This is a genomic window from Stenotrophomonas sp. NLF4-10 (assembly GCF_022359915.1).
Classification (GTDB): Bacteria; Pseudomonadota; Gammaproteobacteria; order Xanthomonadales; family Xanthomonadaceae; genus Stenotrophomonas; species Stenotrophomonas daejeonensis.
In genome coordinates this window covers 3,090,950-3,104,844 of the sequence record NZ_JAKSEE010000003.1, presented here as the reverse complement: position 1 = coordinate 3,104,844, position 13,895 = coordinate 3,090,950, and the positions used below count along the sequence as shown (strand labels likewise).

At 68.9% G+C, this 13,895-nt stretch carries 12 protein-coding genes; 11 read left to right on the top strand and 1 reads right to left on the bottom strand.

From position 1 onward, the window contains the following. Positions 1 to 2: 2 nt before the first annotated feature. From MIC98_RS14740 to MIC98_RS14720, 5 genes are all read left to right on the top strand, one after another. Positions 3 to 620 (top strand): chemotaxis protein CheC, encoded by a 618-nt coding sequence (locus MIC98_RS14740; RefSeq protein WP_057639459.1) that lies wholly within the window; start codon positions 3 to 5, stop codon positions 618 to 620. Further along, positions 617 to 1,576, top strand: a complete 960-nt coding sequence (locus tag MIC98_RS14735; protein WP_239737668.1) for a GGDEF domain-containing protein — start codon at positions 617 to 619, stop codon at positions 1,574 to 1,576. The genes MIC98_RS14740 and MIC98_RS14735 overlap by 4 nt, the downstream gene beginning before the upstream one ends. A gap of 222 nt (positions 1,577 to 1,798) precedes the next feature. Further along, entirely contained in the window at positions 1,799 to 2,062 is a 264-nt protein-coding gene (locus MIC98_RS14730) for a helix-turn-helix domain-containing protein (protein ID WP_239737667.1), read from the top strand. Next, positions 2,059 to 3,414, top strand: coding sequence for a HipA domain-containing protein (locus tag MIC98_RS14725; protein WP_239737666.1), 1,356 nt, complete (start codon positions 2,059 to 2,061; stop codon positions 3,412 to 3,414). Before MIC98_RS14730 ends, MIC98_RS14725 begins: the two co-directional genes overlap by 4 nt. Before the next feature lie 134 nt (positions 3,415 to 3,548). Further along, complete coding sequence (locus tag MIC98_RS14720) at positions 3,549 to 5,714, top strand: S46 family peptidase (protein WP_239737665.1); 2,166 nt, start codon at positions 3,549 to 3,551, stop codon at positions 5,712 to 5,714. Positions 5,715 to 5,879: 165 nt separating this feature from the next. On the opposite strand, the gene MIC98_RS14715 is transcribed toward MIC98_RS14720, so the two are convergent. Continuing rightward, on the bottom strand, positions 5,880 to 6,689 hold the full coding sequence (locus MIC98_RS14715) for a hypothetical protein (RefSeq protein WP_239737664.1): 810 nt from the start codon (positions 6,687 to 6,689) through the stop codon (positions 5,880 to 5,882). 265 nt (positions 6,690 to 6,954) lie between these two features. Between MIC98_RS14715 and MIC98_RS14710 the strand changes: the two genes are divergently transcribed. From MIC98_RS14710 to MIC98_RS14685, 6 genes are all read left to right on the top strand, one after another. After that, positions 6,955 to 7,599, top strand: coding sequence for a histidine phosphatase family protein (locus MIC98_RS14710; RefSeq protein WP_057639464.1), 645 nt, complete (start codon positions 6,955 to 6,957; stop codon positions 7,597 to 7,599). Between the two features lie 191 nt (positions 7,600 to 7,790). Next, positions 7,791 to 9,059 carry a bifunctional tetrahydrofolate synthase/dihydrofolate synthase gene (gene folC, locus MIC98_RS14705; RefSeq protein ID WP_239737663.1) on the top strand — a complete coding sequence of 423 codons (1,269 nt, stop codon included), beginning with the start codon at positions 7,791 to 7,793 and terminating at the stop codon, positions 9,057 to 9,059. Positions 9,060 to 9,416: 357 nt separating this feature from the next. Next, the gene (locus MIC98_RS14700) at positions 9,417 to 10,361 is read left to right on the top strand and encodes an SPOR domain-containing protein (RefSeq protein WP_239737662.1); all 945 of its coding nucleotides are present in this window, start codon (positions 9,417 to 9,419) and stop codon (positions 10,359 to 10,361) included. 40 nt (positions 10,362 to 10,401) lie between these two features. Further along, positions 10,402 to 11,145, top strand: a complete 744-nt coding sequence (locus MIC98_RS14695) for a CvpA family protein (protein WP_239737661.1) — start codon at positions 10,402 to 10,404, stop codon at positions 11,143 to 11,145. Between the two features lie 33 nt (positions 11,146 to 11,178). Further along, a complete protein-coding gene (purF, locus tag MIC98_RS14690; protein WP_239737660.1) occupies positions 11,179 to 12,645 on the top strand; it encodes an amidophosphoribosyltransferase in 1,467 nt (488 codons plus the stop codon). A gap of 172 nt (positions 12,646 to 12,817) precedes the next feature. Then, the gene (locus MIC98_RS14685; RefSeq protein WP_239737659.1) at positions 12,818 to 13,693 is read left to right on the top strand and encodes a ferritin-like domain-containing protein; all 876 of its coding nucleotides are present in this window, start codon (positions 12,818 to 12,820) and stop codon (positions 13,691 to 13,693) included. The last annotated feature ends 202 nt before the right edge of the window (positions 13,694 to 13,895 follow it).

The following is a 13,895-nucleotide window of genomic DNA, read 5'->3' as shown; positions in this document are numbered from 1 at the left end:
CCATGAGCGTCCTGACCGACATCGAAACCGACGCGCTCACCGAGATCTTCAACGTCGGTGCCGGGCGCGCCGCGCTGAGCCTGTCCGAGATCGTGGGCGACGAGGTGCGCCTGTCGGTGCCGTCGCTGGAGGTGCTGCGCACGCGCGAGATCGACGAGCGGGTGCTGCCGCTGGCCAATGCGCGCTTCGCCGCCGTCAGCCAGATATTCGACGGCCCGTTCGACGCCGAGGCGGTGCTGCTGTTCGCCGAGGCCCATGCGCTGGAAATCGTGCGCGACATGATGGGCTCGCAGATCAGCCTGGAGGACCTGGCCGAGTTCGAGCAGGAGGCCATGTGCGAGTTGGGCAACATCATCCTCAATGCCTGCCTGTCGGCGATGGCCGACATGCTGGGCATCACCCTGAACAGTTCGCTGCCCGAGTACGCGGTGTCCTCGCCGGAGGAAATCTCCGCGCGCCTGGCCTCCGGCGAGAACGACGACACCTACGTGCTGGTCCTGCACATCGACCTGCTGATCGAGAAACACCACGCCTCGGGCCACCTGATCTTCCTGCTTAGCTCGACCTCGCTCAACCGGCTGGTGGCGCACATCCAACGCTATCTGAACGCCATTTCATGAGCAGTTTCGTTCCGGGCCGCATCACCGCCGATGCCGTGCTCGACAACCTCAACCTGGGGTTGGTCGTGCTGGACAAGGACTTCAACATCCTGCTGTGGAACGGCTGGATGGAGCGGCATGGCGGGATCGACGCCGGGCGCGCGCTCAACGCCAATTTCGTCACGCTGTTCCAGCAGCAGCTGGCCCCCGGCTTCCTGCGGGCGCTGTCCAACACCATCAGCTACGGCTTGCCGGCGATGCTGTCCAGCGCCCTGCACCGCTCGCCGCTGCCGCTGTACCACGCCAATGCCGGCAACGACGGCGGGGCGCCGGCGCGCATGGTGCAGTCGGTGGTGATGACGCCCATCATGGCGGTCGATGGCAGCCGTGCCTGCCTGATCCAGGTCAGCGATGCCAGCCATTCGATCCGGCGCGAGAAGATGCTGATGTCGCACTCCGAGGCGCTCAAGCGCCAGGTGGTGACCGACGGCCTGACCGGCGTGTACAACCGCCGCTTCTTCGACGAGAGCTTCGCGCTGGTGCTGCAGCGGGCGCGGCGCAATGGCGAGGCGCTGTCGTTGTTCATGATCGACATCGACTATTTCAAGCAATACAACGACCACTACGGGCACACGGCGGGCGACCGCGTGCTGAAGCGCGTGGCCGCCGCGCTCAAGGCGCAGCAGCGCTCGTCGGCCGACGTCTTCGCCCGCTATGGCGGCGAGGAGTTCGTCATGCTGGTCAATGGCGTCGATGCCGCCGGGGCGCAGGGGATCGCCGAGCGCCTGCGCGAAAGCGTGCATGCGCTGGAAGAGCCGCATGAAAAGTCGCCGGTGGCCCGCCGCGTGACCATCAGCATCGGGGTATGCACCGCCGTACCGCAGGAAGAAGCCGACGGGCGATGCCTGATGGATGCGGCCGACGCGGCGCTGTACCGCGCCAAGCAGGGCGGGCGCGACAGGGTGGTGGCGGGTTGAGCCGCGATGACCGGGGATTGATGGGGGCCTGAAATCCTTTGCCGCATGAGGATTTTTGTGCAGCACCGGCAATATGCGGAAAAATCCTTGCGATAAAGAGGATTAATTGGAGATTTCCACATGATCGTGAGGAGGATTTTCCAAATTCCTCACGAGCGAGTGGATTTTTGCTGTAGCATGGCGCAACTGCGGATGAATCCGCATGACCATGAGGATTACGCCATGCGGATCCGGTTGAGCAAAGCCGAGGAGCTGGGGCCGCTGGTCAAGGCCATGCGCAGGCACCAGGGGTTGCGTCAGGACGCCACGGCCGAGGGCGTGGGCGTGAGCGAGAACTTCCTGGCCAAGGTCGAGCGCGGCAGCGGCACGGTGCAATGGGGCAAGCTGTTCAACGTGCTGTCCGAGCTGGGGCTGCATGTCGAAATCGACGTGCCGCAGAAGGTCATGGATGCCATCGACGAGCGTGCCAGGGCGCGTGTGCGATGAATCGGGTTCCGCTGGACGAGGCCATCACCGTCACGACTCTGGACGGCCTGGGCTATCCGGGGCGCAGCCTGCTGGCCAGCATCGACGGCCGTTTGGTCGGCACGCTCTCCGAGCGTGGCAACCTGTGGGCGTTCACCTATGCACCCGAATGGCTGGCCAGTGCCGGGCGTTTCGCGCTGGCCCTGTCGCTGCCGTTACAGGAGGCGAGCATCCACGATGGCGCGTCGTTCCGCCCGGTCCAGTGGTATTTCGACAACCTCCTGCCGGAGGAGGCGCAACGCGAGTTGATGGCCGGCGATGCCCGCGTGGCCAGTGGCGATGCATTCGGCCTGCTGTGCCATTACGGCGCGGAATCGGCGGGGGCGCTGACACTGCTGCCGGAAGGCAAGGTACTGGAGCCCGGGGGCAGGGCCGAGTTGACCGATGCGGAGTTGTCCCGGCGCATCCGCGCGCTGCCGCACCATTCCTTGGCCGCCGGTTCGCCCAAGCGGATGTCGCTGGCCGGCGCGCAGCACAAGCTGGCCGTCATCGAGCAGGACGGGGCGCTGTTCCAGCCCATCGGCGCGGAGCCGTCGACGCATGTCCTCAAGCCCGACAACACGGACAAAAGCTATCCGCACAGTGTGGCGAACGAGTGGTTCGTGATGCGGCTGGCGGCCGCGATGGGCCTTGAGGTTCCGCGCGTGTCACGGCGCTACGTGCCCGAACCCGCGTTCCTGGTCGAGCGCTTCGACCGCGAGCGGACGCCCGCCGGCGTGCGCCGCCTGCACACGATGGATGCATGCCAGCTGCTGAATCTGGATCGTGTCTTCAAGTACCGGGGCAGTCTGCAGGTGCTGGCGGACATCGTCGAATCCTGCCGCGGCAAACTCTCCGCCCGCTTCCGCCTGTTCGACTGGCTGGTGTTCAACGTGCTGGCCGGCAACAGCGATGCGCACCTGAAGAACCTGAGTTTCCTGGTGGGGCCGGAAGGCATCCAGCTCGCCCCGCACTATGACCTGCTGAGCACGGTCTGCTATGAGACCGGGGCGTTCGGCCAGGGCTGGCCGGAGAATTCGACGCTGGCCTGGCCGATCCTGGGCGTGGAGCGGTTCAGCGAGTTGAGCTTCGATCTCCTGGTCGAGGCCGGGCAGGCGCTGGGCCTGAAACCGCGGACGGCGGCGGACAGGCTCGCGATGATGCAGGCCTCGATCTTCGAGGTGGCCGGGCAGTTGCTGGGCGAAGTGGAGGCGGAGAACGCCGAGCTGGGCAGGAGGTTGCCCATCGGCCCGCAATTGGAAGGCGAGATGCGTTGCCTGCGCGCGATCACGCACACCGTCATCAGGGAAATGGTCGCGCGGCTGGCGCCGTGATGGCCGGGTCGTCCCGGGCAGGCTGCCCGCTTGGGCGGGCTTTCCGCTTGCCCGTTTGCCCAGATGCAAGCGGCCGGCGGGACAAGTTGGTTGCAACCGCTACAATCGGGCTTCCATTCCCCGGGGGTACCTGCATGCGTCTGAACCTTCTCGCTTTTTCCGTCGTTGCCGGGCTCGGCCTGGCCCAGTTGGCGCAGGCCGCCGAAGGTATGTGGGTGCCGCAGCAGCTGCCCGAGATCGCCGGCCCGCTGAAGCAGGCCGGGCTGCAGCTGGATCCGCAGCAGCTGGCCGACCTCACCGGCGACCCGATGGGCGCGGTGGTCGCGCTGGGCGGCTGCACTGCCAGCTTCGTCTCGCCGCAGGGCCTGGTGGTCACCAACCACCACTGCGCCTACGGCGCCATCCAGCTCAACTCCACCGCCGAGAAGAACCTGATCAAGGACGGCTTCAACGCGCCGACCTTCAAGGATGAACTCAGCGCCGGCCCCAACGCGCGCATCTATGTGCTGGATGACATCACCGACGTCACCGCGCAGGCGCGTGCGGCCATCGCTGCGGCGGGCGCCGATCCGCTCAAGCGCACCGAGGCGCTGGAGGCGTTCGAGAAGAAGGCCGTCGCCGACTGCGAGGCCGACGAGGCCTACAGCTGCCGGCTGTACAGCTTCTCCGGCGGCAACACCTATCGCCTGTTCAAGAACCTGGAGATCAAGGACGTGCGCTTGGCCTATGCGCCGCCGGGCAGCGTCGGCAAGTTCGGCGGCGACATCGACAACTGGATGTGGCCGCGCCACACCGGCGACTTCTCGTTCTACCGTGCCTATGTCGGCAAGGACGGCAAGCCGGCCGCGTTCTCGGCCGACAACGTGCCGTACCAGCCCAAGCACTGGCTGAAGCTGGCCGACCAGCCGCTGGGCGAGGGCGACTTCGTGATGGTGGCCGGCTACCCGGGCCGCACCGACCGCTATGCGCTGGTCAGCGAGTTCGAGAACACCGCCAACTGGCTGTACCCGGCCGTTGCCAAGGCCTACAAGGAACAGATCGCGCTGGTGGAAGCGGCCGGCAAGGACGACAAGGACATCGCGGTGAAGTACGCGGCCAACATGGCCGGCTGGAACAACACCAGCAAGAACTTCGACGGCCAGTTGGACGGCTTCAAGCGCAACGGCGTGCTTGCCCACAAGCAGAAGGAAGAGGCCGCGGTGCTGGAATGGCTGCGCGCGCAGGGCGAAGCCGGCCGGCCGGCGCTGCACGCCTACGACCGCCTGCAGAACCTGGGCACGATGGCGCGCGCCACCCAGGAGCGCGATTTCGTGCTGGGCATGTTCAACCGCACCGGCACGCTGGGCACCGCGGTGCGCCTGTACCGGCTGGCGATCGAGAAGGCCAGGCCGGATGCCGAGCGCGAGGAGGGCTACCAGGAACGCGACCTGCCGGCCATCGAGGGCGGCCTGAAGCAGATGGACCGCCGCTACGTGGCGTCGATGGACCGCCAGTTCCAGCAATATTGGCTGCAGCAGTACCTGCAGCTGCCGGCGGGCAAGGGCCTGCCGGCGCTGGACCAGTGGCTGGGCGGCAGCGACGCGGCGGCGCTGGACGCGGCACTGGCGCGCCTTGATGGCTCCAGGCTGGGCGAGCTGAACGAGCGCCTGAAGTGGTTCAACGCCGACAAGGCCGCGTTCGAGGCCAGCACCGACCCGGCCATCCAGTACGCGGTGGCGGTGATGCCGGCGCTGCTGGAACTGGAACACCAGCGCAAGGTGCGCATGGGCGAGGAACTGGTGGCGCGGCCGCTGTTCCTGCAGGCCATCGCCGACTACAAGCAGAGCAAGGGCGAGTTCGTCTACCCGGACGCCAACCTGTCCCTGCGCATCACCTTCGGCAACGTAAAGGGCTACACCGGGCTGGACGGCAAGGTGCAGCAGCCGTTCACCGATCTTGAAGGCGTGGCCGCCAAGGAAACCGGCGCCGATCCGTTCGACTCGCCGAAGGCGCTGCTCGACGCGGTCAAGGCCAGGCGCTACGGCGGGCTGGAGGACAAGCGCATCGGCAGCGTGCCGGTGAACTTCCTGTCCGACCTGGACATCACCGGCGGCAACTCCGGCTCGCCGGTGCTGGACGCGCATGGCCGGCTGGTGGGCCTGGCGTTCGACGGCATCTGGGAGGCGGTGGCCAGCAACTGGGTGTTCGACCCGGTGATGACCCGCATGATCTCGGTGGACCAGCGCTACATGCGCTGGATCATGCAGGAAGTGGCCCCGGCGCCGCAGCTGCTGAAGGAAATGGAAGCCGCCTCGAAGTAAGCGGTGGTTGCATCGAAGCGAAAGCCCCGGACGGGAAACCGCCCGGGGCTTTTTGCATGGCCCACCACTGGTAGGAGCGCACCTTGGTGCGCGATGAGGCTCTACCGGGAAAGCTTCATCGCGCACCAAGGTGCGCTCCTACAGGTGCTCAGGCATTCGCAGCGCCTACCGGTATGGCCCCGGTCCGCGCCAGACCAGTTCGCCCTGCCGGTACACGGACATCACCGTGACCACTTCGCGGGCATCGCCGATGGCCTGCAGCTCCGGCGAGTCGGGGGGAAGCAGGCGGCACTTGCTGGACTCGCGCCTGAGCGCGACCTCGGCCGGGCAGACCATCAGGTAGCTGGTGCCGGGCAGCGGAATGGACAGCTCCTTCATGCCCTGTTCCATCCAGTCGCGCAGCTGGGCCTCGCGCAGCAGGTCGTAGATGATCTGGTAGCCACCCACCTGCATGGCCGGCTCGCCGCTCGCCATGTCGTTGCGGCTGCCGTTGCGGTTGACCTGCCCGCGGTAGCGGCCGTCGTCGTCGGGAGCGGTTTCCTTTTCCAGCCAGCCCGGCGGACGCCCGGTCCAGGTCCGCGGCTGGCGCTGGGCGGTGCCCGACGGGCTGGAGGCGGCCTGCGCCGGTACCTGCGCGGGCGGGTCCGCGGCCTCGGCCTGTTCCGGCTCCGGCTCGGCCGGCGGTTCGATGAACCTGGCTTCGGCCATCGGCTTGCGCTGCTCGACCTTCCTGCGTGCGGTTGGTTTGGGGCGCGGCTTGGGCGCGTCCGTCGGCTTCGGGCTGGGCGGGGCCGGCGTGGCCTGCGGGGAGGGCGGTGCCTCGCCGATGAAATCCACCTTGACCCGGCCGCCATTGGACGAACCCTGCGGCGTGCTCACTTGTGGCGGATCGGCGTGCAGCAGGAGCAGCACCACCAGCAGGTGCAGCAGTGCGCTCGCCAGCGCCGCCACCCACGGCTGCAGGTGCTCGTTCAAAGGCTTGGGACGGGGCGTCGGGGACGTCGAAAGGCTGCTCATGCCGCGTCGGGGGCGTGGGAGGTGCTGGCCCTCATGCGGATTCACACCAGGCAGCCAAAGGAGGGCCGGTATGGTAACGCCTGCCGTTGGCCGGCAAACGCGCTGGCGGTTGCAGGTTCGCTGCGAGAGCGACCACCCGCGATTTCGTAACGCGGGTAACCGACCCCGGCCGCGCCACGGGGGCAGGCTATGATGCGGGCCCCCTCCACGGACACTCCACTGCATGCGCATCCTGCTTGCCCGTCACGGCGAAACGCCGTGGAACGCCGAAGGCCGCTACCAGGGCCAGATCGACATTCCCCTTTCGCCGGTGGGCCAGGCCCAGGCCGCCGCGCTTGGCGAGCGCCTGCGGGACGTGCAGATCACCCGTGCCGTGGCCTCGCCGCTGTCGCGCGCGCAGAGCACCGCCAGGGCCGCGCTGGGCGCGGCGCGCGAAGCCATGCTGCTGACCGAGCCGGACTTGCAGGAAATCGCCCACGGCGAGTGGGAGGGCCTGCTTGCCAGCGAGATCAATGACTCCGACCCGGCACGGCTGCGCGCCTGGCGCGAGGAGCCGGATACCGTGCTGATGCCCGGCGGCGAGTCGCTGCGGCAGGTGCTGGACCGCAGCTGGCGCGGGTTGGCCAAGGCCGCCGAAGGGCTGGGCGAGGACGACACACTGCTGGTGGTCGCGCACGACGCGGTCAACCGCGTGATCCTGTGCCGGGTGCTGGGCCTGCCGATCGGCAAGCTGTGGACCTTCCGCCAGGCCCCGACCACGCTCAACCTGCTCGAAGGCCCGGATCTGGAGCATCTGGAAGTGGTGCGCCTGAACGACTGCGCCCACCACACCCCGTTCTTCGGCGAAGCCAAGCACCGCGCGCTGTAGTGCCGGCCGCCGGCCGGCAACCTCGCAGACTCCAGATATGCATGCAGATGCCGGCCAGCGGCCGGCACTACCCGCAATCCGGTAGCGCCCGGCCGTTGGCCGGGCGGCGCGTGATGCCGGCGTTCGCGGCCAGCGCCGCTATCATGTGCGTCCCGCGCGCACGGCGCCGGTTTTTCCGTCGAGAACCCCGCATGTCCCCCGCACGTCCCGCCACGCTCGCGCAGTGGCTCGCCCACATCGAACAGCAGCACACTCAGCCGATCGCGATGGGGCTGGAGCGCGTGCGCGAGGTGGCTGCACGCATGGGGCTGGCGCAACCGGGCAAGCGCTGCATCGTGGTCGGCGGCACCAACGGCAAGGGCTCGACCGTGGCCTTCATCGAGGCCATCGCCCGCGCCGCCGGCTGGAAGGTGGGTGCCTATACCTCGCCGCACCTGCTGGCCTATAACGAGCGCGTGCGCATCGATGGTGCCGACATCGATGACGCCACGTTGGTGGCCGGCTTCAACGCGGTCGAGGACGCGCGCGGCGACACCGCGCTGACCTATTTCGAATACGGCACGCTGTGCGCGCTGTGGGTGTTCCAGCAGGCCGGGCTGGACCTGGCGGTGCTGGAAGTCGGCTTGGGCGGGCGGCTGGACGCGGTGAACATCGTCGATGCCGACGTGTCGGTCATCACCACCGTGGACATCGACCACGCCGACTGGCTGGGCGGCGACCGCGAAACCATCGGCATGGAGAAGGCCGGCATCATCCGCGGCTGGAAGCCGGTGATCCTCGGCGAGATCGACCCGCCGTCGAGCGTGCTGCGCCGTGCCTACGTGCTGGGCGCCAACGCGATCCGCTTCGGCAGCGATTTCTTCGCCGAGCCGATCGATGCCGGGCGCTGGCGCTGGCGCGACGTGTCGCTGCGGCTGGAGTTGCCGCAGCCGGCGCTGTGGGCGCCGGTGCAGCGCGACAACGCTGCCACCGCCATCGCCGCGCTGCGCGCGCTGGACCGGGCGGTGCCGCGAGCGGCATGGGCCAGGGGGATCGCCGAGGCACGGGTGGCCGGGCGCCTGCAGCGGTTCGAACGCGATGGCGTGGAGGTGCTGGTCGATGTCGGCCACAACCCGCAGGCCGCCGCCGTGCTGGCGGCGGCATTGCAGGCCCGCCCCGCCGCCGGGCGCACGCTGGCGGTGTACGCGGCGCTGGCCGACAAGGACGCGCCCGGCGTGGTCGCCGCGTTGCAGGGGCGCATCGACCGCTGGCACCTGGCCGGGCTGGAAGGCGCGCGCGGGCAGAGCGCCGCACGGCTGCGCGAGCGCCTGGCCGGGACCGCCGCCGCCGGCGCGGCATTGTCGGCCAATGTCGGGCAGGCGTTGGCCGGCGCGCTGGAACAGGCCCGGCGCGGCGACCGCGTGCTGGTGTTCGGCTCCTTCCACACCGTGGCCGAAGCGTTGCCGCTGCTGCACGGGTAGGCCGGGGCCACGCCCCCGGCGTTTGATTCGTCCGTGAAAGCGCGTCGGGGACGTAGCCCCGACCTACGGGCCGGAGCAGCGGGAACCGTAGGTCGGGGTTACACCCCCGACGCTCGATTCGTCCGTGAAAGCGCGTCGGGGACATGGCCCCGACCTACGGGCTGGAGCAGCGGGAACCGTAGGTCGGGGTTACACCCCCGACGCTCGATTCGTCGATGTGGAGGCGCGTCGAGGACGCAGCCCCGACCTGCGGGCTCCATGCAGGGCACCCGCCAAGGCATTCAGCCATCGGCCGTCGTGCCCGCAGGCACCCGCATATAATCGGAACACACTCGCATGCCGCCGGACCCGCCTTCCGTGGATACCCCCCTGAAACAGCGACTGATTGGTGCCATCGTGCTGGTGGCGCTGGCCGTGATCTTCCTGCCCATGCTGGTCAAGGACCCGGCGCCGGACAGCGGCAGTGCGCAGGACGTGCCGCTGCGCGCCCCCGACGCTCCTTCCGACGGCCAGTTCGAGACCCGTGAGCTGCCGCTGGTGGCGCCCAACGCACCGGCATCCGGCAGTGCCACCGGCATGCCGGCGGCGCAACCGGAGTCCAACGCGGCCGCGCCGGCGACGGACGACGGCCGCGCGCTGCCACCGGCCGTCGCCGCCGGCAATTACGCGGTCAACTTCGGCGCCTATGCGACCGAGGCCGATGCCGATGCGGTGATCGCGCACCTGAAGACGGCCGGCCTTCCCGGTTTCCGCCAGCCGGACACCATCAACGGCAGCCGGGCCTGGCGGGTGCGCATCGGCCCCTACGCCGACCGCGCGCAGGCCGAACTGGTGCGGCTGGAAGCAGGCAAGGTGCGCAGCGACGTGAACGCGCAGGTGGTGGTGCTCGACGCCGACAAGGACGCGCCGGCCGCGTCGCCGCCGCCGGAAGCCAGGCCGGTGGCGGCCGCGAAGCCGGAAACCCGGCCCGAACCCAGGCCCGCCGCACCGAAGCCGGAGGCCGCCAAGCCGGCGGTGCCCGAGCGCAGCACGACCACGGTGAGCACCGCGCCGGCCACCAGCGGCGTCGGCTTCGCGGTGCAACTGGGGGCGTTCACCCAGCCCGCGGGCGCCAATGCGTTGCGCGACAAGGTGCGCGCGGCGGGCTTCAGTGCCTTCACCGACCAGGTGCGCAGGGGCGATGGAGTGCTGCTGCACCGTGTCCGCGTCGGGCCGGTGGCCAACCGCGCCGAAGCCGAGCAGCTCAAGGCGCAGGTGGCGGCGAAGGTCGGCATCCCCGGCATCGTCAGCCCGCACCCCTGATGCAGGCAGCACCGCCGCTCCACCGCCACGGAGGCGACGCATGATCGACATGGTGCTGCTGGCCGTGATCGGGCTGTCGGCCCTGCTGGGCCTGATGAAGGGCTTCGTCGGCATCGTCGTGGGCACGCTGTCGTGGCTGCTGTCGGGCTGGGCCGCGTTCCAGTTCGGGGGCCATGCCGCGCGCTGGCTCGCCGAGGGCGCGGCGCCGTCGCTGACCCACTACCTGGGCGGCTATGCGCTGGTCTTCGTCGGCGTGCTGGTGCTGGTGGCGGTGACCGGCATGCTGCTGCGCAGTGCGGTCGACGCCACCCGGCTCAACGGCACCGACCGCGCGCTGGGCTTCGGCCTGGGCATGCTGCGCGGCGGGCTGTTCGCCTGCGTGCTGGTGCTGCTGATGGGCTTCACGCCGCTGCCGCGCGAGGCCGAGTGGGGCCAGTCGAAGGTGCTGCCGGTACTGCTGCCAGGTGCCGAATGGATGCGCGCGCAGCTGCCGGACCTGTCCATGCCCGGCGTGGACCTGGACGCATTGGCGCCGACGGACTTGGGGAACCTGCCGGTGACAGGCGATAATGCCGCGCTCAACGACATGATGAAGGGTAGTGGGTTGCCGGACATGGTGAGCCGGGCGCTGGGGAAACCCGCGCCGGACGCCGCCGACGCCGCCCGCCGACAGGACCCTGCGAGGGCGTTGCCCTCCAATATCGACCCCGCGCAGGTGCGCCCGGGTCAACCCGACCCGGCGCGGGTCGAGGCACAGGGCCAGGCACGGCCACCTTCACGTTAACCGGGCCCCAGCGCCCAGCGGAGATCGCGCAACATGTGTGGCATCGTCGGAATCGTCGGCAACCAGAACGTCGCCGGGCAGCTTTATGACGGCCTGACCGTCCTCCAGCACCGCGGCCAGGATGCCGCCGGCATCGCCACCGCCAACGGCACCCGCCTGCGCGTGGAGAAGGCCAACGGCTTGGTCCGCGACGTGTTCGACGAGCGCCGCATGGCGCTGCTGCAGGGCCGCATCGGCATCGCCCACGTGCGCTACCCCACCGCCGGCTCGGAAGGCACCGACGAGGCGCAGCCGTTCTACGTCAACTCGCCCTACGGCATCGCGTTGGCGCACAACGGCAACCTGATCAACACCGAGGCGCTGCGCCAGCAGGTGTTCGAGGCCGACCGCCGCAACATCAACACCGACTCGGACAGCGAAGTGCTGCTGAACGTGTTCGCCTACGAGCTGGACGCGCAGCGCATGCTCACCCCGGAGGCGGCGATCCGCGCCGTGGCCGGCGTGCACCGCCGCTGCAAGGGCGGCTACGCGGTGGTCAGCGTGGTGCTGGGGCTGGGGCTGGTGGCGTTCCGCGACCCGCACGGCATCCGCCCGCTGGTGCTGGGCAAGCGCAGCCACGCCGAGGGCGACGAATACATCGTCGCCTCCGAATCGGTGGCGCTGGACGTGCTCGGCTTCGAGCGCGTGCGCGACGTGCTGCCCGGCGAGGCACTGGTCATCACCGAGCGCGGCGAACTGTTCGCCGAGGTCTGCGCGCCCAACACGCAGCAGACCCCGTGCATCTTCGAGTACGTGTATTTCGCGCGCCCGGACTCGATGATCGACAACGTCTCGGTGCACAAGGCGCGCATGCGCATGGGCCAGAAGCTGGGCGAGAAGATCCTGCGCCTGCGCCCGGACCACGACATCGACACCATCATCCCGATCCCCGACACCTCGCGCGACGCGGCGCTGGAAATCTCCAACGTGCTCGGCGTGAAGTATCGCGAGGGCTTCGTCAAGAACCGCTACGTCGGCCGCACCTTCATCATGCCGGGGCAGGGCGAGCGGGTGAAATCGGTGCGCCGCAAGCTCAACCCGATCCACCTCGAATTCCGCAACCGCGTGGTGCTGCTGGTGGACGACTCGATCGTGCGCGGCACCACCAGCCAGCAGATCGTGCAGATGGCGCGCGACGCCGGTGCGCGCAAGGTCTACCTGGCCAGCGCCGCGCCGCCGGTGCGCCACCCGAACATCTACGGCATCGACATGCCGGCCGCCGAGGAACTGGTGGCGCACGACCGCAGCATCGAGGACATCGAGAAGCACCTGGGCTGCGACTGGCTGGTCTACCAGGACCTGGAAGACCTGGAAGCGGCGGTGCGTGAAGGCAATCAGGAGCTGAAGGCATTCGATTCGTCCTGCTTCAACGGCGAATACGTCACCGGCATCGAACCGGGGTATTTCGAGCGCATCCAGCAACTGCGCTCGGATGAAGCCAAGAACAAGCGCCGCGCGTGAATGCTTTTGAGCCCCTCTCCCTGCGGGAGAGGGGTTGGGGTGAGGGGCGAACGAAGTGGCAATGCTTGAATGCCAATGACAACGCAACAAGCACGCTCCTGTTTTGATGCTCTGTCTCACGCACACCTCGTGGGAAGGTGTCTTGAAGGCATGGATGAAGGCAGGTCGCAGCATGAATGATCCAGACATCACTGCGCTGCCCAGCCCTCACCCCAACCCCTCTCCCGATGGGAGAGGGGCTTCAAGCACCAACCTCCTCGACGCGGCCCGCATCTGCCTCGCCGAAGCCGACCCGCTGCAAAAGGTCGCCCTCACCCAGCACTACGCCGCACTGTTCCGCGCCGGCCAACTCAAGTTGCCGGAACACGCATCCGACCCCGAGCCGATCCGCATGCCCGGCCGCCCGGCCAACCTCGTGCTGGTGCACCCGCGCGACCTGCCGCGGCGTGGCCTCGGCAACCCGGAAGGCCGCGCCGCCTTCATCCACGCCATCGCCCACATCGAACTGAACGCCATCGACCTGGCGTGGGATGCGGTGTACCGCTTCCGTGGCTTGCCGAGCAGCTTCCACGCCGACTGGGTGAGCTGCGCCGACGACGAATCGCGCCACTTCATGCTGCTGCGCGGGCGCCTGCTCGCGCACGGCCACAACTACGCCGATTTCCCCGCCCACAACGGCCTGTGGGAAATGTGCGAGAAGACCGCCCACGACGGCCTGGCGCGCATGGCGCTGGTGCCGCGCGTACTGGAGGCGCGTGGCCTCGACGTGACCCCGGGCATGATCACCAAGCTGCGCGCGCTCGGCGACGACGCCACCGCCGACGTGCTGGAGGTGATCCTGCGCGAGGAAGTGGCGCACGTCGCCGCCGGCTCGCGCTGGTACCGCTGGTACTGCGAACGCGCCGGCGTCGAGCCGCGCGCCCGCTTCAGGGAACTGCTGCGCGAATACGCCGGCGGCTACCTGCACGGCCCGTTCAACATCGAAGCGCGGCTGCTGGCCGGCTTCGACGAGGACGAGCTGGCGAACCTGGTCGAGCAGGCGGGCTGAACACCGCGTTCGCGGTGGGCCCGAAGCCGGCCACCGCCTCCACCCGCGCCGTTAACATCGGAGCCTTCCGCGAGATCGTGAGGACATCCCGATGAAACCATTGCATTCATTGCTCTGCGCATTACCGATGGCGGCATTGCTGGCATGCAGCCCGTCGCCGGGGAAGACGGCTGCCGGGCCATCGGCACGCAACGCACCTGCC